Raw genomic sequence first — 21,306 nt, forward strand, 5'->3', positions numbered from 1 at the left:
TTTCCGGATCGACTCAGTCGTTCCTACACTGGCAGCCAGCTCTAGTGTGGATCTACGGTATGTCAAAAAAAATCCTTGAAGGTGTGGTGGTTCTGGATCTGACCCGATTCTTTTCCGGCCCGCAGAGTACTCTTTTTCTTGCCGGCCTTGGGGCCGAAGTGATCAAGATCGATGATCCCAAGACCGGAGATCCGACCGCATTCGCGCCGCCGTTTGCAGGCCCCAGCGGCGTCAGCTTTACCAGGCAAACTGACAGCGACATGGGCATCGCCTACCTGAAGCGTGCGAGAGGTAAAAAATCCGCAACCCTGAACCTCAAGAGTGTTGAGGGCCGAGAAATTTTCCTGAGGATGGCGGCCAATGCAGATGTGGTGGTTGATAACTTCAGCACTGGCGTCGCCGACCGGCTGGGGATCGGCTACGAAGCGCTGAAAGCGGCCAACCCGAAGATCATCTATTGCTCGCTGACAGGCTACGGTTCGACCGGGCCGGACCAAAACCTCAAGGCGTACGACCTGATGGTGCAGGCGGCCGTAGGGCTAATGAGCATCACCGGCCATCCGGATAGCGCCCCGACGAAGGCCGGGTCGCCGTTGTCCGACGCGATTGCTGGAGTGTTTGCCGCCATGGGCATTCTCTCCGCCTTGGTACACCGTGAAAGAACAGGCGAAGGCCAGTCGGTCGATGTGTCGATGGCTGACTGCCTGTTCTCCCTCATCTTTGATGAGCCGCTCGATTGCTATGGCCGGCTGGGCTTGGAATTCCAGCAAGGCAGCCGGATCATGCGATTCTCGCCATTCAACGTCTACAAATGCGCGGATGGCTGGATCACCATCGGCGCCGCCACGAACGAGGATTGGATGGCGCTGCTGGACCTCATGGGAAAGAGCCATCTCAAGCAGAACGAGCTGCTTATGTCGGTGGGCTGGCGCCTGGCCAACAACGCCGAAGTCGACGCCATCGTCGGCGAGTGGGCCGTAGACAAGACCGCTGAGGAGATAGTAGGCCTGTTATCCGTCGCGAAAGTGCCGTGCAGTCCCGTGCGAACCATCGACGAGGTGTTGAAGTGGCAGCAGATGCAGCACCGGGAAATGGCGATGCCTCTGTGGAATCCCTTGTCCAACAGCGAAATGCAGGCCTCCGGCCCAGGGTTCCCCATAAAATTTGGATCCAGCTCCTGCGGCTATGACAGCCCGGCCCCGCTGCCTGGCCAGCATAGTGATGAGGTGCTGTCTCGGCTCGCCCAGTTGTCGGCTCCCGACATTGCTTCCCTGAGAAACGCCGGAGTCATCTAGCGCAAAAGCGCAGCGGCGTTCCAGGCACTGGTGCGTGGAACGCCGTCGCGACCGGGGAGGCAGCGGGATTCAGCTGGCGCGAGCCAGTTCCTCCTCCATAAAGTCCAGCCGGTCTTTGCCCCAAAACATTTCCTGGCCAACAAACATCATCGGCACGCCAAAAACGCCGCGCTCAATTGCCGCGTCAGTGCTAGAGGCCAGCTCCTTGCCTATTTCTTCACTGGCACTCAACTCCTCAAACCAGTCCGGGTCCACCCCCAGGGCACTGGCGATGGGACGCAGGCCGCTGTATTCGACGATGGATGCGTTGCCCCGCTCCCAATAGGCGTCAAACACCTGTTCGACAAAAGCCAGTTCGAGGTTCTTGCGTCGCATGGCCAGTGAGCCACGCAGCACACGGCTGGACTTGATCGGGAACTGTCGGGGAATTTGGAAGGGAAGGCCGTACTTCTCAGCCCACCGCATCAGGTCACGCTTTCTATAGCGCAGCTTGGACTTCGGTTCCTTCATGAGCTCGTAATCATTCGTTTTGAACACATGACCGAGGTTATAGGGGTGCAAGACTAATTCGGCGTCGTGGCGGGCCAGAATGGGCTTGATCAGTTTGAGCGCGAAATATGTGTTTGTACTACCGATATCCCAGTACATTTCGAGTTTCTTTCTTGCCATTGTGCTGCTCCTAGCGTGAAGACTAAAGGTGGTTGACTGACCTTGAGGAGTCTATTTAGCGGCGAGCAATGCAGCCAATACGGAATGATGATTCCGGTATATGAAGAAGATATTGAACGTGGGACGTGCGGGGCCTAACCAGAGTTTTCTGGTGGCGTTGCTCATTGGGACGATCCTCACATAAAAAAGCAACGGCTTGTATGGCCGCAAGATTCCCGCCATCTCTGCGCCCGGTTTGTGTCCGGTTGCATTGGTGAGGTAATAGCCCCTTCGCGGACAGGGTACTTGTTAAGGGATGCAGCCCTACACCATTGCCAAAAGCTCGTGGATTGCCGAAGCTTGCCGATCACAGTCTTCAGCTGCGCATCAGTGGCTTTTCCCTTCGGGGGGTCGAAGTCATTTGCGCCCGGCTCTTTGTGAGGGTGTAAGAATTTTTATGTAAACGGTCTTTAGGCAGGAAATGGGCTTCCCCCAGTTTTCCGGGCACATTCAATGACATGATGGTCTTCCCACGGTCTGGTAGAAAGTTCGGGCCTGTGATTTTTCATAGGAGCAAGCCATGAGCATTCAACGTGTTCCACCGGAATTCAAGGAAGAAGCAGTACGCCAAATTGTCGAGCGAGGTTACTCAGTTGCCGAGGTATCGGCCCGGTTAGGAGTGTCAGCCCATAGCCTTTACAAGTGGGTAAAGGCGATCAAGCCAGACAAGACTGAGTAGCATGCGACAGAGCTGGTTGCCGCCCAAAGTGAAATTCTCAGGCTTCGCGCGCAACTTCACAACATCCGGGCGATTCAATTGAAAGCCTTGTACCGGATTGTGCGCAACACACTGAACCTTTTCACGTCATAAGCCCCTTGACGCCGGCTCGGCAAGGAGAGCCTCAATCTTCATCTCGATCTCGGCATACCGGCCTTCGCCGAAATGCGAATAGACGATGCGGCCCTGCTTGTCAATTAGGTATATCGCAGGCCAATACTGGTTCTGGTAGGCCCTCCAGGTTGCATAACTGTTGTCCTGCGCAACCGCATGCTTGATCTGCAGCCGCTTGATCGCTCCCTGAACATTCCGGATGGATTTCTCGAAAGCGAACTCCGGGGTATGGACGCCCACCACCACCAACCCGGCATGCCCGTACTTCTCGTGCCAGCGCCTCACGTAAGGGAGCTGGTTCAGGCAGTTGATACAGGTGTAGGTCCAGAAATCGAGAAGCACGACTTTGCCACGTAAGCCGTCCATGGAAAGCGGCTCCGAGTTGAGCCATGTATCTATTCCCTGGAAGTCCGGTGCCAATCGCACCTCTTGACTGACGTTTTGCTTTGCAGACGGGGCAGTCGCGAGCGTGAGAACAGCGGCCGAAGCAGCAACGGCCACGGCAATGAACAGGACCGTAGAACGGATCATGATGACTCCTTTGAGCGAATGGGACGCTGCAGATGTTCGACCAGCGCCTTTTCTAGGGTTGAAGTCGTTCTGGAGGAAAACTGGCTTAACACTTCGGTGTCAAAGCCAAATGCGATAGCTCCAGCCCCAAGCACTACTGCAGCGCCCGCCATACGTCTGATCCTCTCGCCCGTAGCGAGCGAGCGCTTAAAGACGGTCACCAGGCGCCCGCCGGATAGCAAAGCGGCTGCGAGGGATGTGCAGGCGCCGGCCGCGTACATAAGAAGCAGCAAAGATGTCCCGACGTTGGCGCCATTGAGCGCTGCGCCCGTCAGTATCATTCCAAGGATCGGACCAGCACATGGAGTCCACAAAAGGCCCGTGCTTAGCCCCAGCAGAAGCGGAAAAACAATCGTTCGTAGCTCCGATTGCTGGTCAGACTTTGCTTCGAACACCCGCGCGCCAAGGGCCACCAAGGGGCGGCTCATGCGGGTGGCAAGTGGCGGAAACACCAAGGTGAGACCGAACATCGCAAGCAAGGCAATGGCTGCGTAGCGTCCGTACTCATTAAGCGCGATCACGCGCGCGCCTCCCACAGCAGCCAGCGTAGCGACGCTGGAAAACGTCGCCGCCATCCCGAGCAGTAGAGGAAGACCGTGTGAACGGAATGGGCGATCCGAGCGTGCGAACACGAACGGAATCACCGGGAGGATGCATGGGCTGAGAATGGTTAGCATCCCGCCAAAATAGGCGACGAGAAGAATGAACATTTTTTTGGCTTAAGGTGCGCGGCGATAGGGCTAACCAAGGGTTGATGTCAAAACCGATAGATAAATTGACCACCGTCAATTGGCGGTTTATGGACACTCACCGCTTCCCAAGAAGATCCGCGATGAAAAGCGTTCATTTCCATGTTTTGTCGCCTGTTTGGCTTACTACCATCCGCCCGTCTTTAGCCAATCCTCGAGGTCCGGCATTTTTTCAAGTCCAAAGAAGGGCTCGCCATCAACAATAAAAAAGGGCGACCCGAAGACACCGTTGTCCAAGGAAGCCTCGACATTCTTTTCTAGGAGCGCCTTCGGTACCCCCTGCCACCGCTGGTGGCGGTACGCGTCAACGGAGAGTCCTGCACGAGAGATGCATTGCTCCACAAGTAGCGAATCGCCTATGTCGCTGCAATTCACAAAATAGCTTTCGAACAATCCGGCAGCGAGTCGCTTGGCTCGTATCGGATCGACCGTCTTGGCCCATGCGTAGGCTCGACCAGCTTCTAGGGGGCGTGCCCCTGGCATAGCGCTTTCCCGCTCGAAGCTCACTCCGTGGCGCCGCGCGTATCTCTTCGCATCACGTACGATGTAAGGACCTTTTAGAGGTAAGTCGATAATGGGAGGAAGACCCATCACTTTCATCACACTCACCCCAAGCAGCATTGAGTTCCACTCCACCTCGCGGCCATAGCGCCGGGCCAGCTCGTCGATGCGAAGGCTTGCGAAATAGCCGAAGGGCGAGATGAAATCGAAGTAGAACTGAATCGGCTTTTTCGTTTCCGTCACCACTATTTCGCTTCCAACTTGATCGATTTGGCCAGCAGCCGAAGCTTTTCGGTTTCGTCCACATAGAACTTTGTCGTTTGCTGCAGCGTCAGGCCGGGGTCGGGAACACCGGTGCCGTTCTCGGCCGAGAATTTAAGGTATTCGGGGCTGCGAATCGCCTCGTTGACCGCCGCGTTCACCCTGGCTGCTGCATCGGCGGGCAAACTCGAAGGGCCGAACAGCCCTAACCAGACCGTGTGATGGAAGCCCTTCATATGCTGCGACTCGTCAACCGACGCAACATTCGGAAGCTGGGGATTTCTCCTTGCGCCCGTGACGGCGATGGCCTTAACCCGGCCCGAGTTGATCAAGCCGACCGTCTGCCCGGCTATCGGCAAAAAGCCCAGGTCGACCTGATTGCCGATCAGGTTGGTCACCGTAGGGCCCATGCCCTGGAAAGGCACATGCAGCAGTTGCCCGCCGGTGCGGCTTTTCAGGTCTTCCCCAATCAGGTGGTAGATCGACCCGTTTCCGAAGGAAGCGTAGCTCAATTCCTTGCTGGATGGGGTGCGCATGTATGCCACCAAGTCATCAAGGGTGTTCAGTGCCAGCCCCGGACGCGCCACAATGGCGAATTCGGCCTGGCCCATATAACCCAACAGGCGCAGATTTTCTGTTCTGTATCGTGCTGACTGGATGGCAAGCGGGGCCAGCACCGTGTCACTAGCGGTACCGAGGAACAGGACATGCCCCTCCTGTGTCGCGTTCAACATTTTCTGCACGCCAATGGATCCGCCGGCACCCGACACGTTTTCGACAATGACGGTCTGCCCCCAAGCCTTCTGAAGATGCGGTTGGGCGACCCGGGCAGTGACATCCGTCGCGCCGCCGGCTGGGAATCCCACCACGATAGCAACGGTGCGTGAGGGAAACACCGGGCTTTGGGCCCTGATGCTTCCGACAGGCAAAAGCGTAGCTGCGACGGCCGCCAAAGCGGTGCGCCTGTTGATGATTTTCAAGATGCTCTCCTGGTTGTGATTCAGGCTGGGCTTGCCTGGGAGGTTGTCCACTCGAGAGTGAACAGATAGCCCTTCAAGTTGGTCGTGATGCGTTGGCGAGTTTCGTGGGTGCAACTTTCATCAGCGGCTATCAGCTCGATGCGCACCACCTGGCCCCGGCCGGGTTCTTCGCGCATTGCCAGGGTCGCGATCGGCTCACCCTGGAGCACTTCCAGCAAGTGCCGCTGTGCGCAGTCCTGCCGCAGCGCAGGCTTGAACACTTTCCCCACTGCGGTCATCGGCAGTTGTTCTACGACAAAGAGTCGGCGTGGAAGCGCGGGCGGCTCATTAATAGTGGCCTTGGCGAAAGCCAGAAGTTCATCCTCTGTGGCGGAGAGCCCTTGCCGCAGCGTGACATAAGCCACCGGCACTTCGCCCGCATAGGCGTCCGGCATGCCGACGGCACCCGCATCGGCAACCGCGGGATGCCGCATCAGGCATTCCTCGATGACGGCCGGGTCAATGTTGTGGCCGCTGCGGATGATCAGATCCTTGGCCCGTCCCGTGATGAACACGCGACCGGTGGCATCGACATACCCCACGTCTCCGGTGATGAGCCAGCCGTCTTCGGTAAAGAGGGCAGCGGTTTGACCGGCGTCCTTGTAGCCGGGAGTCACGTTGGGCCCGCGGACCACAAGTACGCCCGGCTCACCCTGCATGCAGGAGCGACTCGAAGCGCTTGTTCCCTCCAAAGTGCGAGCCTCCACTTCGCTGAACGGTATCGGGCATCCCGCGGATCCCATGACCCGTGCGCGGGACACCGGGTCAATGCAGATCACGCCACCGGATTCGGTCATGCCATAGACCTCACGTATGGGTTTGCCCGTGAGCTGCTCCATCTGCTCGGCGACACTGCGAGGAAGCAAGGAGGCACCGCTGATATTAATCCGCACGCGACTAAAGTCTGCATCTCCCGGATCAATTTGGATCACAGCAGAAAGGGCCGTGGGAACGCCACCAACGATGGTTGCTCCGGTGTTCTGCACGATGCGCCAGAAGTTGACGACAACCTGGGGATTGCGGAATCCAGCCGGGGAGAGAATCACCATCTCCGCGCCAGCGACGAACATAGCCAGGCTGCAGAAGATCGCGGATGCCACATGGAACATCGGCAGCCCGTTGACAATCACATCGTCGATGCTTGCACCAACCGCCCACGCTCCTCCGTAAGCAGCGGCCAGCTGGTTGCGATGGCTGTGAATGACCAGCTTCGGCGCCCCAGTCGTGCCGCCCGTGTGGAAATAGGCCGCTACATCATCCAGCTCAGGCAGATCAGAAAATGCCAGCTTAGGCGGATTCGACCGCAGGAGATCCGCCAGCAAATGAACGTCGGCACTGCCGGCGGCATTCTCGCCCCCCACCTGGATCAGCGCGCCGATCACCGGCACCAGCTCTTTGACCCGGTTGGCCTTGTCCCAGATCTCGGTGCCAGGCAGTGGGCCCAGTGCCACCAGAGCCTTGGCACCTGCTGCACGGCAAAGGCTCGCGATCTCCTCAGCCTTCAGCAGCGGGTTGAGCGGCAAGGCCGACGCCGCCGTGGCCGCGCCCCACAGCACGAACTGTGTTTCGACCAGCGACGGCAGCATATAGGCCACCACGTCGCCCCGTTGCAAGCCGAGAGACCGGAAAGCATTTGCCGTCCGCGCGATCCCATCTACCAACTCGGTATAGCTCAGCTTGCGTGGCGAGGCTTCCGGGTCTGTGCCGAAGAAGGTGATGGCCGTCTTGTCGCCGCAGCGCTGTTGCGTGCGCTCGATGGCATCGAGCACGTTCGTTGCGACCATCCATTCTTCGAAGCGCATTCCGGCGCCGGGTGTGACTATGGTCGGCAAAGCGACGCCGGGGGTGTTATTCATCCTGGTCTCCTCTTTAGTGCAGATTTCAGGCGGCCGGGCGGGCGGCCTGTTTGAGGGAATCCTTCAGCATTCGCCCGAACTCGAGGGATCCAACCGCGGAGAAACCGCCATCAATCGGAATCACCACGCCATTGATGTAGCGACCGGATTCGCTGGCCAGGTAGAGCGCCAGGTCGGCAATCTCCTGCTTAGACGCACCACGGCCGGATGGAATGGACTGCAGCAGCCTGGACCAGCTCTCCTGGCCCTCGGGGGCGAGCCGGACCATGCCTTCCGTATCGGCCACCGGGCCGGGCGCTATACCCACGCACCGGATCCCGTCATCGGCCCACTCCACGGCCAGTGAGCGAATCAGGATGTCGATGCCCGCCTTGGCGGCGCACACATGGGCTTGGGCGTAGGTGGGCATGCTGGACTGAACGGCGGATATGGCCAAGACCAGGGCAGACGGCTTTCGCAGGAACTCGTGGGCGGCCCGCAGCGTATTGAAAGTTCCGACCAGATCGGTATCGATCACGGCGCGAAAACCGTTGGAACTCATCCCCGTGGCCGGTGCAACGAAGTTTCCGGCAGCGCCAGCGACCACGATATCGATCAGACCGAAAGCCGCGTGCGCTTGCTCGACGGCGCTTTGCAACGCCTCATAGCTACGCACATCCGCAGACAGCCCGATTGCCCGTCCGCCGGATGCCTCGATCTCGGCCGCTGCATCGCGCGCTTTTTCCGCGCTGCGGCCAACAATCGTCACCGCCGCTCCAGCCAACGCATAGGTGAGTGCGATTTGACGGTTGATGCCGCTGCCGCCACCCGTGATGAACACGGCCTTGTTGCGCAAGAGGCCAGGTTGGAAGGTATTGTGGGTGCCCATGGCTTTGCTCTCAATGCGCGCGTAGCGCAGCAGCGATGGCGGCGAAAGCCCGCCGGTCGAGGTTGTGCGTGAAGCTCGTATCTCCTACAGGATGGGAAGAGAGTTTGATGATGACCAGCTCAGCCGCCGGGTTGATATGCATGTGCTGCCCGTTCAATCCCTTCATTTCGAAGGTGCCGTCGCGGTCGTGGGGAACCCACCACTGGTTGTGATATGAGTAACCGAGCCGCATCGTCTGGCCGCTGGCCTTGAACTTCTCAATGTCGGCGCCCTTGCGGAGTTCGGCGATAACACTCTCAGGGATGACCTGTTGCCCGTTGGAACGGCCCGCCGTGCGCAGCGTCTCACCCACACGCCCAAGGTCGCGCAGCGTCGCACTGAAGCCCACACTGGTAATCTGTGTGCCAATCGGATCGGCCCAGACATAGGCGTCGTCCTGGGCGCCTATCCGCGACCAGAGGCGTTCTGACATGAGTGTGGAGAAGCTCTTGCCCGTGATGCGCTGCAGAAGCCAGCCCATGACTTCGGTGTCGACGGTTTTGTATTTGAAGCCGGCGCCGTGCTCACCCTCTTTCTTGATGGTCACAAGCAGGTCGGGGATGGTCCGAGGGCCGGTGTAGGTGGGCGGCGCAGGCAACAGCCCGGCGGCATGCAGGTACTGAAAGATGCCGGAGCTGGGGTCCCGGAAATTTTCGCTGTATGCAACGCCGGTGGTCATATCGAGCGTCTGCTGCACGGTGGCATCCGCCCACGCGCTGTCTTTCAGCTCTGGCAGGTACTTCGTGACCAGGGCGTTAGGGTCGATGACGCCCTCCTTGATCAACATCGTCGCGAGCAGGCCAGTGAATGATTTACTCATGGACCAGAGCGAGTGCGGCTGATGGGCAGCCATGCCGGAGTAGTGCTTCTGGTAAACAATCGCGCCTTTGTGCAGCACGAGCAGGCCGTCGGTGAACGTCGTGCGCTGCCAGTCGGCCAAGGTGGTTCTGCCACCCTTGTCGTCCTCGAAACTGAGCGCACCCATCTCTTTCTGCATTTCGCGCAAAACGGACGGCTTGCCGTCGCCACGCCAGACCTGCACCGTGGGCCCGAGCTCGCGCATATGGTGGAACGCCCACCGGCCGTTGGGGAATTTCAGGACTGTGCCCAGCTTCACAATTTTCTCGGGCGGCGACGGGAATCCCTTCATGAGTTCCAGCTTGACGGGATCGGTGGCCTCCGGCGGCGGCAGCTGCGGAGCCTGCGCCAGGGAGGCCGAGGCACTGATGATGAGAGCAACTGCGACGGCAACGGCGCGATACGGCTTAGATGAGTTTTGCATGATGTTTGTGAGGTTTGGTTTCAGGGTTTGCGGGGTCGGGTTTCACGGGGCTTTTCTTATTGCTTTGCGAGCGGGGACGGGACTGATAAGCTCCGAGGCGCTTGTACGGGGGGTGGCGGATGCCAGCTGATGGGTGCCACGCACCAGGGCCGACATGGTTCTTTCGTGGAGTTGCCGAAGTTCGGCGTCATCGGCAACGACGCCAGAGAGCCGCAGCATCACTAGGCCGTGCGCCGACGCCCACATCATTTGGCCCAGGGCATGCGTCTCGCCGCGCAAAATGCCCTTGTCGATCATTGGCGCCACGTACGCCAGCATGCTGCGACGAGCCCTCGCCAAAGCCGCTGTCAGCTCGACGTTACCGATCACAGCAGCCTGACTGACGTCGAACATCATTCGGTAGGCGTCCGGGTTCTCCAGGGCAAAATTCAGGTAGGCCTGGCCGACGTTGCGCGCGCTTTTCCTCGGATCCAGACTCGAGCGGGTCGCCTCCTCAATGACTCCGCAGAACCGGTTAAACGCGGCAGCTCGCACAGCCGCCAGGATCTCTTCCTTGTTCTTGAAGTAGCGGTAGGCCGTGGTAGGGCTGCAGTCGAGTTCGGCGGCAATCTGCCGCATCGTGACGCCATCGACACCATGACGGGCAAACAACACCTCGGCAACACGGCAGACGTCGGCACGGAACTCAGTCACCTCTTCATCAGTCAGTACAGGTCGCATTTAATTTACACCGTTTAATTAACAGCGTTAAATATACTGCAATTTCAAGCGGTGTCAACTTTTTTAAAAAAACCCTAGCTGGCTGCTCCGTCACCTTGAATATCCAGCGATTGATTTGCACCAACTAATGGCGAAGAGCGTCGACTGCGAAGCATCCATCGAGGCGACTCCTTGTGTCCGCGGGCCGGCTGCTTGACGACCGGTCTCCGCTGACGGCGTGCCGCGCACGACGATCTGAGTCCGGAACATCGCCCGAAGTCAACCGGCGCGCGCCCGGGCCCGACAGCTTGGAGGACGACAAAAACAGACACCGTACCGACAATTTCGGACAAAATGACCATCTATGCGCAGAATCGTACTCACCGGCGTACCCCCGTTCGAGGTGCAGGATCTTGCGGGTCCGCTGGAGGTGTTCGCCCAGTGCGACTACGAGATCGAACTGGTGTCCCCGGAGCGTGATGGATCGACCGCTATCAATCGGGGGCTGCGCATCACCGGCGGCACCGACTTCCGCACGTTTGATCGTCCCATCGACACGCTCTGGGTGGTGGGCGGGCCGGAGGCCCCCTCGGGCCACTACGACCCGGCCTATTTGCGCTGGTTGAAAGAGATGTCGTCGCAGGCTCGGCGCGTCGGCGCGAGTTGCCTCGGCACGTTCGTCCTCGCCGCGTCGGGCGCGCTAGAGGGACGGCGCGTGGTCACGCACTGGCAGTGGTGCGACAACCTGGCCGAGCGCTACCCGCGTGTCAAGCTTGAGCGCAGTTCGATCTTTGTGAAGGACGGCCACATCTACACCTCCGCCGGCATCACCACCGGGATCGACCTTGCGCTGCTGTTCGTCGAGGAGGACTTCGGCCCACGCAAAGCCTTCGCGATCGCGCAATGGCTCGTGCTTTTTGTCAGACGGACCTCGAGCTACTCCCAGATCAGCAAGCTGCTCGCACTGCAGTCCGGCTCAATCAAGCCCTTGGACGACTTGGAGAACTGGATCTTCGAGCACCTCGCCGAGGACATCAGCGTCGAGCGCATGGCCGCCAACGTTCACATGAGCGCGCGCCAGTTCACGCGTGTCTTTCGCAGCGAGAAGGGCACGACGCCGGCGCGCTTCGTCGAGCGTGTGCGCGTCGAGGTGGCACGCACCCTGCTCGAGGCGTCGGGGGTCGGCTTGAAGTCGGTGGCCGCCAAGTGCGGTTTTGGCAGCGCTGACTCAATGCGGCGTTCGTTTCTGCGTGTGATGGGTACCACCCCGAGTGAAATCGCGGGAGCGGACCGAACACCGGGCACCTTGCTCGGACCTTAAAGATAACGCCACCGGTAGGTGGCTTGGCGGAAAGCGTCGGGTAGTTGTCGTACCCGGCCCGCTGTATTTGGGGAAGATGGGCGAAACGGTTGGCACATTGGTCCGGCCGCAGTCCATCTGGAGCCCACGCCATGAGATCCGCCACCCATGCCAAGCACCGCGCGATGCGCTCTCACCATCACGGTGGGCATGCCGCGCCGCTGTCGGGACAACTGACACGACTGGCGTTCTGTGCCACCTTCGCTGCCTCCCGGGCTGTACCGTCGGCGAGTGGCCACGGGCTGGGGATAAGCACGACCCTCGGAAGGGGGAACCCTGAGACCATTGGCCTGGCGGTTGGCAGTGCCTTCGTGTTCGGCTATGCCTCCACCATGGTTCCAGTGTTCCGCGGCGGCATGAAATGTCATTCGGCGCCTCGAGCCGAGATGACAGCAGACACTGCTTCTTTCGCGACCAGGGAGCGCGCTTTTGACCCGCAGACAATCTGCACACCGGTAGCGCCGGAATCAGATGCTATCGCCCCAACCAACGCGCCTAACGCATCGCCCGCAGTGGTGCCGGAGATCAATCCCCCTTTCGGCGAACTGCATCACGAAGCGCTCGCAGCACCGTCAGGCCGAAATCGTAAGTGCACGAACCCTGCGTGGAGGACCACGCAAGCGGGTCGCGCTAAAGGGATGCCAAACCCTCAATCGCGATCCTGTCGTCACAACAGCGGAACTCCCGAATCAAAAAAAATGCTTGACCTTCCAAGCGTGGCAAACCTGATAAACGCAACAGGAACTACTTCCGCTCAGTAACCCACGTCGACTCCAGTCGCGAAAGGAAATGTTATGAAAATCAAGCGTGTAACCTTGATCACTGCGGCGATAGGCGTCGCGCTCGCTATCGCCGGATGCAAAGAGGCTGTGCCATCCGCAGCTCCCGCAAAGCCACCAAGCGTTCCGGTGGCTGAAGTGATTGTTCGTCCGGTGACGCCATTTTCCGAGTTCACCGGGTCGCTGACCGCGGTCAAGCGGGTTGAACTGCGCCCACGGGTCGCTGGCTACATTGAGGAGGTGAGCGTTCCCGAGGGCCGCTTCGTTGAGAAGGGGCGTGGACTCTTTCGCATCGATCCACGGGTATTCCAAGCCGCGGTGACCGCCGCGATGGCGCGTTTGCGTGAGGCTGAAGCGGCATCGTTGCTCGCCCAGGCGGAACATACACGAGCCGAACAGCTGTTCGCCCAAAAGATCGTCGCTCGTGATCGCCTCGACACCGCAACCGCCTCTCTGAATGCGCGCAAAGCACAGGTCGACGCCGCCAAGGCGGCGGTAGATGCTGCGCAATTGGACCTGAGTTTCACGCGCGTCACGGCTCCGATCAGTGGGCGTGTTGGTCAAGCGCTCGCCACCGAGGGCAACTATGTCGCGAGTGGCGTGACACCTCTCACGACGATCGTCTCGATCAATCCGCTCCATGTATATTTCGATGTCGACGAACGCACGTATTTGCGAGCGCTCGCCGCAGGCCGAGCCAACGCTACCCCACAGGGGTCACAGGCGGCAAAGGTCATGGTGGCACTGCTCACCGACAAGACATATTCGCGGATCGGCCGTGTTGACTTCCACTCGAACACCGCCGATCGTGGGACGGGAACGGTGCGTATTCGCGCTGTTGTCGACAACCCTGACGGCCAGTTGACGCCCGGTCTTTTTGCCAAGGTCAAACTGGAGACCGGCGCGCCGCTAGCAAGGGTCCTGATCTCCGACCAATCAATTGGCACAGATCAGGGCCGTCGCTATGTGCTCGTTGTCGGCAAAGACAACAAGACGGAATACCGGCCAGTCGAGCTTGGCCCGGTGGTGGACGGTTTGCGCGTAATCGAGCAAGGTCTTGAGGCGGGCGAGCGCCTCGTCGTCAAGGGGTTGGTGCGCCCGGGTATGCAGGTCACACCACAGTCAGCCGCGATTGACGGGACGCTCACAGTGCCCCAAACCTCGGGAGCGCCAATATGAGCTTTCCTCGCTTCTTCATCGATCGCCCGATCTTTGCCATCGTTCTCTCGGTTCTGATTGTGATCGCAGGAATCGCTGCGTTCTTCCAATTGCCGCTCAGCGAGTATCCCGCGGTGACGCCGCCGACCGTACAGGTGACCGCCTCCTACCCGGGCGCCAATCCCAAGGTGATCGCTGAAACGGTGGCAGCGCCACTCGAGCAAGCCATCACCGGGGTCGAGGGAATGCAGTACATGTCGTCGCAGTCAGCAACGGATGGTCGAATGGTCCTCACCGTTACTTTCGCGCAAGGAACGAATGCTGATATGGCACAGATCCAGGTGCAAAACCGGGTCTCGCGTGCACTGCCACGTTTGCCGGAAGAAGTACAGCGCCAAGGCGTCGTTACGCAAAAGACCTCGCCGGACATCCTGATGGTGGTTCACCTGCTGTCGCCTGACAAACGCTACGACCCTCTTTACATTTCGAACTACGCGTACCTCCAGGTGCGCGACGAGCTGTCCCGCGTCCCGGGGGTCAGCGATGTTCTGGTTTGGGGTGCTGGCGAATACAGCATGCGCCTCTGGCTCGATCCAAGCCTGATCGCCGCACGGGGGCTGACGGCCGGCGACGTGATAGCCGCCGTGCGCGAGCAAAACGTGCAGGTGGCAGCCGGGTCCGTCGGCCAGGCGCCCAATTCCAGTGCCGCATTTCAAGTGACGGTAAACACGCTGGGACGCTTGACCGACGAGAAGCAGTTCGGGGAGATCATCGTTCGCACGGGCGGCGACGGCCAGGTGACGCGCTTGCGCGATGTCGCCCGCATCGAGATGGGTGCTGATGCCTATGCACTGCGCAGCCTGCTTGACGGCGAACCCGCCGTCGCGCTGCAGATCGTTCAGAGCCCGGGAGCCAACGCACTGGATGTTGCGCAGTCGGTGCGGACCACCATGCAGCGGCTTGAAGGGAGCTTCCCGACCGGTCTCAGCTCGCGCATCGCCTACGATCCGACGGTCTTTGTCCGTGCCTCGCTGCAGTCGGTGGCAACCACCCTGCTGGAGGCGATCCTTCTCGTCGTCATCGTGGTGGTGCTCTTCCTGCGCAACTGGCGGGCTTCGCTCATCCCCCTCATGGCGGTCCCAGTGTCGCTGATCGGCACCTTTGCCGTCATGCACCTGATGGGCTTCTCGCTCAACACCTTGTCCTTGTTCGGCCTGGTGCTGTCCATTGGCATCGTTGTCGACGACGCGATCGTCGTGGTCGAGAACGTCGAGCGGCACATCGAAAATGGCGAGGAACCCGTTCAAGCCGCCAGGCGCGCCATGGACGAGGTCACCGGTCCGATCATCGCCATCACCTCGGTGCTCGCTGCCGTTTTCATCCCGACCGCCTTCCTGAGCGGTCTGCAGGGTGAGTTCTATCGTCAGTTCGCGCTCACCATCGCTATCTCGACCATCCTGTCGGCGGTCAACTCGCTCACGCTCAGCCCGGCTCTTGCCGGAATGTTACTGCGGCCGCGCAAAGTTGGGGTTGTGCATGATCCGCGTAGCCTACGTGGTCGCGCTGAACGCATGTTTGAGGTGCTCGGTCGGCCGTTCCAGCGTGCGCCGGACGCCTATGGCAACACCGTCCGCAAGGTCGTTGGGATCAGTGGCGTGGCGCTGCTGGTTTACGGCGGGCTTCTCGCGCTGACCTTCTTCGGTTTCAAGGCCGTCCCGCCGGGCTTCGTGCCAATGCAGGATAAATACTATCTGGTGGGGATCGCCCAGTTACCGAACGCCGCGTCGCTGGATCGCACTGAGGCAGTCGCCAAACAGATGTCGAAAATCGCGCTTGCTGAACCTGGTGTCGAAAGCGTCGTTGCGTTCCCCGGACTTTCAATCAACGGATTCGTCAACGTACCGAACGCTGCGGTCATGTTCGTCATGCTCGACCCGTTCAAGGATCGACTGACGCCCGATCTCACCGCGACCGCGATCGCCGGCCGCCTGCAAGCGAAGTTCGCCAGTATCCCGGATGGCTTTCTCGGCGTCTTCCCGCCGCCACCAGTGCCCGGCCTTGGCGCGACCGGTGGCTTCAAGATGCTGGTCGAGGACCGCGCCGGCGCCGGGCTAGACGCCCTGGTTCAGCAGACCCAGATCCTCATGACGAAAGCCACCGAGTCTGGACAGGTAGCCGGCCTACTCACGAGCTTGGACGTCAATGCGCCACAGCTCGACGTCGCCATCGATCGTAGCCAGGCCAAGAGCCAGGGCGTTCGTCTGGCGGATGTATTCGAGTCGCTCCAGGTCTATCTCGGCTCCCTCTATGTCAACGACTTCAATCGCTTCGGCCGCACCTACAAGGTGACGGCCCAAGCGGATACCGAACACCGCATGCAGGCCGAAGCCATCGGCCGCTTGCAGGTGCGCAACGCGGCCGGCGACATGCTGCCCTTGTCCTCATTTGTCACCGTCACGCCAAGTTCGGGTCCGGACCGCGTAATTCACTACAACGGCTACCCCGCGGCGGACATCTCGGGCGGCGCGATGGCAGGCGTCAGTTCGGGGCAAGCGGTTGCGTTCATGGAGCGCCTGGCAAAGGAGGTTCTGCCTGCGGGCATGAGCTTCGAATGGACTGACCTCACCTACCAGCAGAAGCTGGCGGGAGATTCGGCACTGTTCATCTTCCCGCTGTGCGTGCTGCTCGCCTACCTCATCCTCGCGGCGCAATACAACAGCTGGCTGCTGCCCTTGGCGGTCCTGCTGATCGTACCGATGTGTCTGCTGAGCGCGATCATAGGCGTCTGGCTAGTGGACGGTGACAACAACGTCTTTGTCCAGATCGGGCTCATCGTGCTCGTTGGTCTTGCCGCTAAGAACGCGATTCTAATCGTCGAGTTCGCACGCAACCGCGAAGCCGAAGGAGCAAGCGCGTTGGACGCGGTCATCGAGGCGTGCCGACTACGACTGCGGCCCATCCTAATGACCTCACTCGCCTTCATCGCCGGCGTCGTTCCGCTGGTACTCGCCACCGGCGCCGGGGCTGAGATGCGCCAGGCCATGGGGATCGCGGTCTTCGCAGGCATGCTCGGCGTGACGCTGTTCGGATTGTTCCTGACGCCGGTTTTTTATGTGGTTATGCGCGGCCTATCGGCCCGCTTCGAGCGACACAGGTCAAGCGCTAAGCCACGCATGGAGGAGAGCACGTCATGAGAAGTCCCTATCAAACAGTACTGTTTCCACTGAGTGCGCTCATCCTGGCCGGTTGCGCGGCGGTGGGCCCCAACTACTCACCGCCCTCACTGCCTTCGTCGCAGTTTCCCACCAGCTTCGGCGAGCCAGGGCTAGGCTCGGGGGCCGTCGAGGTGAAGTGGTGGCGCGCTTTCGATGATCCAGCGCTGACGACTTTGATCCAGCAGGCACTCGCCGCGAACCATGACATCGGCATCGCTGCCGCACGGTTGGAAGAGGCAAATGCCATGCTGGGCGGAAGCCGTCAGGGCTTTCTGCCGCGCGGTGGTGCTGCGCTCGGTCATGAGAACCGTCGCCGGAGTGAGATCGAGACGCCGCCTGGCCAGCCGCGCCAGATAGAAACATATCGGGGCGCGGTCGATGCTTCCTGGGAAATTGATCTCTTCGGCCGTGTGCGGCGATCGGTGGAGGTCGCTCAGGCGCAAGCGGGCTCCCGTGAGGCGCTGCTGCGCGGTGTGCAGGCGGGCGTCGCTGCTGCGGTGGCCGCCACATGGTTCGAGCTACGCGGTATTGAGGCCGAACTCGCTGTCGCAGCCGACGTCAGCAAAAGCCAGCGCGAAAGCCTGGGCCTGGTCGAACGTCTCGTGCGCGCCGGTTCTGCCAGCGAATTCGATCGGCTCCGCGCCGAGGCCATGTTGCACCAGGTCGAGGTGGCTGCGCCCGAACTTGAGCGCCGCCGCGCAGCCTCGACCAACGCACTGGCCTCCCTCCTTGGCGAAACGCCCCAGACGTTCAAACCACCCGCTGCCACGCCTGCGCATGAAACGCTGACCGTTCGAACGATCGCCGTGGGCGATCCCGCTGCACTCCTCTCACGGCGCGCCGACATTGCGGCGGCTGAACGGACCCTCGCTGCGGCGACTGCCCGGATTGGGGTCGAGACGGCCGGTCTCTACCCCGAGGTCCAGGTGCAAGGTTCAATCGGGCTCGTCGCGGGAAGTCTCGATGCAATGAGTGGCGCTGGAGCGCTGTCCAGCTTCCTCGGCCCGGTCATTCGCTGGTCTTTTCTCGATACCGGGCGCGTGCGTGCCCGGATCGCCGCCAGCGAGGCACGTACAAAAGAGGCGTTGATCGTCTACGACCAGACCGTGTTGCGCGCACTGCAAGAAACCGACGATGCCTTCAAAGCCTATGGCGCCGCAGGCAGCACGCTTGGGCTGCGTCTGCTCGAGTCAGCGGCAAATCGCGAGGCAGCTCGTCTTGCCCGCGTGCGGTTTTCAGCGGGTGAAGGCATTTACCTGGATGTGCTCGAAGCCGAACGGTCCGACTTTGCAAGTCAGCGTGCGCTAGCAGTCTCTCGTACCCAACAGCGGCTTGCCGTTGTCAGCCTCTACAAGGCGCTGGGCGGCGGCTGGGAGGTTTGCGCGCAGTCGGATCAGGACTGCGGCGGGGCCGACGGCCTATCGAACTTGCGCGCCTTGAAATGAAACCCGTACAGGCCTTCACATCCGCACGGTGGGAAGACTCCGGCCCCAACCTTCAAGCAGGAGCGGGCATCACCGCGTGGATGAGCGCTGCCCTTCTCTGGCTGGGCCGGCATGGCAACCATGTCGGTCCAAATTCAATGCCTCTTAGCATTGCTTCGATCGCGCTGATTTTTGGCGAGCGCGCTTTAGCTGTTCGTGTTAGCAACCGTTTTGCCCCATAGTGGCAAGGAGCTTGAACGTGACTTCCAGATTCACTCTAATTAGCCATTCGCTGTGCCCCTACGTGCAGCGCGTCGTCATCGTGCTAGAGGAAAAAGTTATTCCATATGAGCGTATCGACGTTGATCTGGCCAATAAACCCGAATGGTTTCTGAAGGTCTCGCCCTTGGGTAAGACGCCGGTGCTACTGGTGGATGGCATGCCTATCTTTGAATCCACCGTGATTTGCGAGTACCTAGAAGAAATCACGCCGCACCGCATGCACTCGCAAGACCCGCTTGCGCGGGCGCAGCACCGCGCATGGATGGAGTTTGCTTCGGCCACACTCAATGCGATTGGTGCAATGTACGGCGCGCCCGACGAGCGAACCCTTGCAGCCAAGGTGGGCGACTTGCGCGCCAAGTTTACGCAGATTGAAGCTGAACAAAGCTCCGCTGAGCAGCACGGGCCGTACTTTGCTGGCGAGTCATTCTGCATGGTGGACGCGGCTTTTTCGCCGGTGTTCCGTTACTTCGATGTATTCGACACCATCGACGACTTCGGCATCTTTACGCACACGCCCCGCGTGAGGGCCTGGCGCATAGCCCTGCAGCAACGCGACTCGGTGCGAAAGGCTGTTCGCGCAGATTATCCGGAATTGCTGCGTGATTTTCTGATACGGCGCAAGTCCGAGCTCTCGCGCCGGATGACTCAGACCACGATCGCTGCCAACTGAAGTTCATTCGCCCACGGCTGTATCACCTGTAATTTTTCTTGTTTTTCTCGGTGCTTCGTTAACGCGTTTTGCTGCGAGGTTCTGTAAGCTGATGAAAAGTTTCTCAAGAGGCGACTGCTGGAAATGGTGACGAATCCGGTCCGCCTCGCTACCCCCCCACCTCTAACACTCAACGCGCCCATCTACATAGGAAACATAAAATGATTGAAGCAAATCAATACCGCCGCATTGTCAAAGCCAGCGCCTGGTACGACCTATTCGCCACCGCAGCTTTTGCCACGCCGTGGACCTTCGCGGCACTTCACGGCGTACTGGCCATTGCTGCGCAGGGGATTCCTGGCACGTTTCCCGCATTTGACCCTTCGCACGTCCTGATGGCGAACCTTCTGGGATCTCTCGTAATCATCTGGGCGGTTCTGAGAATTCGCGATCCCCAGCAGCAATTCGGTCGATACGATGCCGCCGCAAGATTTCTGTTCGCAGCTTGGCAAATTTACGCTGTCATGCAGGGCGCGAGCGTGATTATTTTAGGCTTTACGATTTTCGAGCTGACATTTGGTGTGCTGCAGAGTTTGCCAGTAGCGAAGCGAAAGTGAACCGCTATCACGATCAACTGTACCTGTTGAACTGACCCACCCGTCGGAATCGTCTGGTGCTCTGAACTGAACTGAACTGCACGGAACGCGAACTGCGCGCGGCAGTCTATGCCGCGGGTACTCAAGTTCAAGAAATTTCTGAATAAGAGCAGGTAGGCACATTGGCATCGCAAACTGGGCTCAACCGAGCCGCATTGCACCTTTACGAAAAACGCGGGGCGTATGTCGCACTATAGCGCGCAGTGTTCATTTCACTTGGTAGTCTATGAAAACAGATCATTAAGTGTTCCTCCGCTAACCGCCGTACGCGCGTACGTTGCCGTACCGTGATGGCGAAGTTCGGTCGCCGCCCGGAGGAACTCGCCGAACACTGCACGTGCGAGCGACCCGCCCACGCTTATACGTCTAACGCCCAGGCCTGCCAGTTCGTTCACGCTAAGCGAGATGCCCGGAAATCCGATAAGCACGTTTAATGGCCGGTCGACTTCTCGCACGACGGTCGCAATGTCTTCCTGGCTGGTCAGGCCCGGTGCGTACAAGACATCCGCACCGGCCTCCTGGTACGCCTGTAGCCGGCCGATGGTGTCGGCAAGATCAGGCCGCCCAATGAAGTAGTTCTCCGCTCTGGCCGTCAGAGTAAATGGAAACTGCAGCGAACGTGCCGCTTCCGCCGCAGCACGAATGCGCTCCGCCGCAAACTCGCGAGCATAGAGTGGATCGTCGGATCGCCCGGTGGTGTCCTCGATCGACCCACCCACCACACCCGCTTCGGCAGCAAGCCGGATTGTCTCTGCCACATATTTAGGTGCATCGCTGAATCCGTTCTCAAGATCAGCACTGACCGGCAGGCTGGTGGCCGCGGCGATCTCCGCGAGATGCGCCAAGAGCGGCTCGCGCGGCACCGAGTTGTCAGGCATCCCACGTGAGAACGAAAAACCCGCGCTAGTCGTCGCCAAGGCTTGGAAGCCAAGCAATTCCAGCACCCTCGCGGTTCCCACATCCCACGGGTTCGGAATGACAAACCCGTCGGCCGCAGCATGGAGCGCGCGGAAGACCTTTGCCTTGTCAAGTTGAGACAGCAACGTGGATTCCATTGATAAGCCCTTTCAAAAAATTGCCCAAGGCATCAGCCGCAGAAGG

The 21,306-nt window shown here is 60.0% G+C and carries 18 protein-coding genes and 1 pseudogene; 9 read left to right on the forward strand and 10 right to left on the reverse strand.

Annotated elements, in window-relative coordinates; translation table 11 throughout:
* Window positions 1-59 precede the first annotated feature (59 nt).
* Window positions 60-1,295: a CoA transferase gene (locus tag PSV40_RS09970; protein ID WP_300536997.1), complete on the forward strand. Its 1,236-nt coding sequence runs from the start codon at window positions 60-62 to the stop codon at window positions 1,293-1,295.
* Between the two features lie 69 nt (window positions 1,296-1,364).
* Here PSV40_RS09970 and PSV40_RS09975 read toward each other — a convergent pair whose 3' ends face one another.
* Window positions 1,365-1,964 (reverse strand): 2-hydroxychromene-2-carboxylate isomerase, encoded by a 600-nt coding sequence (locus PSV40_RS09975; protein ID WP_300536999.1) that lies wholly within the window; start codon window positions 1,962-1,964, stop codon window positions 1,365-1,367.
* A 559-nt stretch (window positions 1,965-2,523) separates the two neighbouring features.
* On the opposite strand from PSV40_RS09975, the pseudogene PSV40_RS09980 reads away from it, so the two are divergent.
* A pseudogene (locus PSV40_RS09980) lies at window positions 2,524-2,679 on the forward strand (transposase); the annotation flags it as partial.
* A gap of 129 nt (window positions 2,680-2,808) precedes the next feature.
* Here the strand turns inward: PSV40_RS09980 and PSV40_RS09985 are convergent.
* The 8 genes from PSV40_RS09985 to PSV40_RS10020 all read right to left on the reverse strand — a co-directional run bounded on the left by PSV40_RS09985 (window position 2,809) and on the right by PSV40_RS10020 (window position 10,700).
* Window positions 2,809-3,366: a thioredoxin family protein gene (locus PSV40_RS09985; protein ID WP_300537001.1), complete on the reverse strand. Its 558-nt coding sequence runs from the start codon at window positions 3,364-3,366 to the stop codon at window positions 2,809-2,811.
* Window positions 3,363-4,115, reverse strand: a complete 753-nt coding sequence (locus PSV40_RS09990) for a cytochrome c biogenesis protein CcdA (protein WP_300537003.1) — start codon at window positions 4,113-4,115, stop codon at window positions 3,363-3,365. Before PSV40_RS09990 ends, PSV40_RS09985 begins: the two co-directional genes overlap by 4 nt.
* Before the next feature lie 165 nt (window positions 4,116-4,280).
* Window positions 4,281-4,898: a DsbA family protein gene (locus tag PSV40_RS09995; protein WP_300537005.1), complete on the reverse strand. Its 618-nt coding sequence runs from the start codon at window positions 4,896-4,898 to the stop codon at window positions 4,281-4,283.
* Window positions 4,899-4,900: 2 nt separating this feature from the next.
* Window positions 4,901-5,896 carry a tripartite tricarboxylate transporter substrate binding protein gene (locus PSV40_RS10000; RefSeq protein WP_300537007.1) on the reverse strand — a complete coding sequence of 332 codons (996 nt, stop codon included), beginning with the start codon at window positions 5,894-5,896 and terminating at the stop codon, window positions 4,901-4,903.
* A 20-nt stretch (window positions 5,897-5,916) separates the two neighbouring features.
* Window positions 5,917-7,791 carry an AMP-binding protein gene (locus PSV40_RS10005; RefSeq protein WP_300537009.1) on the reverse strand — a complete coding sequence of 625 codons (1,875 nt, stop codon included), beginning with the start codon at window positions 7,789-7,791 and terminating at the stop codon, window positions 5,917-5,919.
* Window positions 7,792-7,816: 25 nt separating this feature from the next.
* On the reverse strand, window positions 7,817-8,659 hold the full coding sequence (locus PSV40_RS10010; protein ID WP_300537011.1) for an SDR family oxidoreductase: 843 nt from the start codon (window positions 8,657-8,659) through the stop codon (window positions 7,817-7,819).
* A gap of 10 nt (window positions 8,660-8,669) precedes the next feature.
* On the reverse strand, window positions 8,670-9,980 hold the full coding sequence (locus PSV40_RS10015) for a serine hydrolase (RefSeq protein ID WP_300537013.1): 1,311 nt from the start codon (window positions 9,978-9,980) through the stop codon (window positions 8,670-8,672).
* Between the two features lie 42 nt (window positions 9,981-10,022).
* Window positions 10,023-10,700 (reverse strand): TetR/AcrR family transcriptional regulator, encoded by a 678-nt coding sequence (locus PSV40_RS10020; RefSeq protein WP_300537015.1) that lies wholly within the window; start codon window positions 10,698-10,700, stop codon window positions 10,023-10,025.
* A gap of 343 nt (window positions 10,701-11,043) precedes the next feature.
* Between PSV40_RS10020 and PSV40_RS10025 the strand changes: the two genes are divergently transcribed.
* The 7 genes from PSV40_RS10025 (at window position 11,044) to PSV40_RS22830 (ending at window position 20,312) form a co-directional block, all read left to right on the forward strand.
* A complete protein-coding gene (locus PSV40_RS10025; protein WP_300537017.1) occupies window positions 11,044-12,000 on the forward strand; it encodes a helix-turn-helix domain-containing protein in 957 nt (318 codons plus the stop codon).
* Window positions 12,001-12,833: 833 nt separating this feature from the next.
* Complete coding sequence (locus tag PSV40_RS10030; protein ID WP_300537019.1) at window positions 12,834-13,997, forward strand: efflux RND transporter periplasmic adaptor subunit; 1,164 nt, start codon at window positions 12,834-12,836, stop codon at window positions 13,995-13,997.
* Window positions 13,994-17,170: an efflux RND transporter permease subunit gene (locus PSV40_RS10035; RefSeq protein ID WP_300537021.1), complete on the forward strand. Its 3,177-nt coding sequence runs from the start codon at window positions 13,994-13,996 to the stop codon at window positions 17,168-17,170. Before PSV40_RS10030 ends, PSV40_RS10035 begins: the two co-directional genes overlap by 4 nt.
* A complete protein-coding gene (locus tag PSV40_RS10040) occupies window positions 17,167-18,636 on the forward strand; it encodes an efflux transporter outer membrane subunit (RefSeq protein ID WP_300537023.1) in 1,470 nt (489 codons plus the stop codon). The genes PSV40_RS10035 and PSV40_RS10040 overlap by 4 nt, the downstream gene beginning before the upstream one ends.
* 238 nt (window positions 18,637-18,874) lie before the next feature.
* Entirely contained in the window at window positions 18,875-19,570 is a 696-nt protein-coding gene (locus PSV40_RS10045) for a glutathione S-transferase family protein (protein WP_300537025.1), read from the forward strand.
* A 200-nt stretch (window positions 19,571-19,770) separates the two neighbouring features.
* On the forward strand, window positions 19,771-20,166 hold the full coding sequence (locus PSV40_RS10050; protein WP_300537027.1) for a hypothetical protein: 396 nt from the start codon (window positions 19,771-19,773) through the stop codon (window positions 20,164-20,166).
* A 71-nt stretch (window positions 20,167-20,237) separates the two neighbouring features.
* Window positions 20,238-20,312, forward strand: coding sequence for a hypothetical protein (locus PSV40_RS22830; protein WP_366914996.1), 75 nt, complete (start codon window positions 20,238-20,240; stop codon window positions 20,310-20,312).
* A gap of 117 nt (window positions 20,313-20,429) precedes the next feature.
* Here the strand turns inward: PSV40_RS22830 and PSV40_RS10055 are convergent, their stop codons facing one another.
* Window positions 20,430-21,248: an isocitrate lyase/phosphoenolpyruvate mutase family protein gene (locus PSV40_RS10055; protein ID WP_300537064.1), complete on the reverse strand. Its 819-nt coding sequence runs from the start codon at window positions 21,246-21,248 to the stop codon at window positions 20,430-20,432.
* Window positions 21,249-21,306 lie beyond the last annotated feature (58 nt).

The sequence above is a fragment of the Polaromonas sp. genome, from assembly GCF_029945925.1.
Classification (GTDB): Bacteria; Pseudomonadota; Gammaproteobacteria; order Burkholderiales; family Burkholderiaceae_C; genus Polaromonas.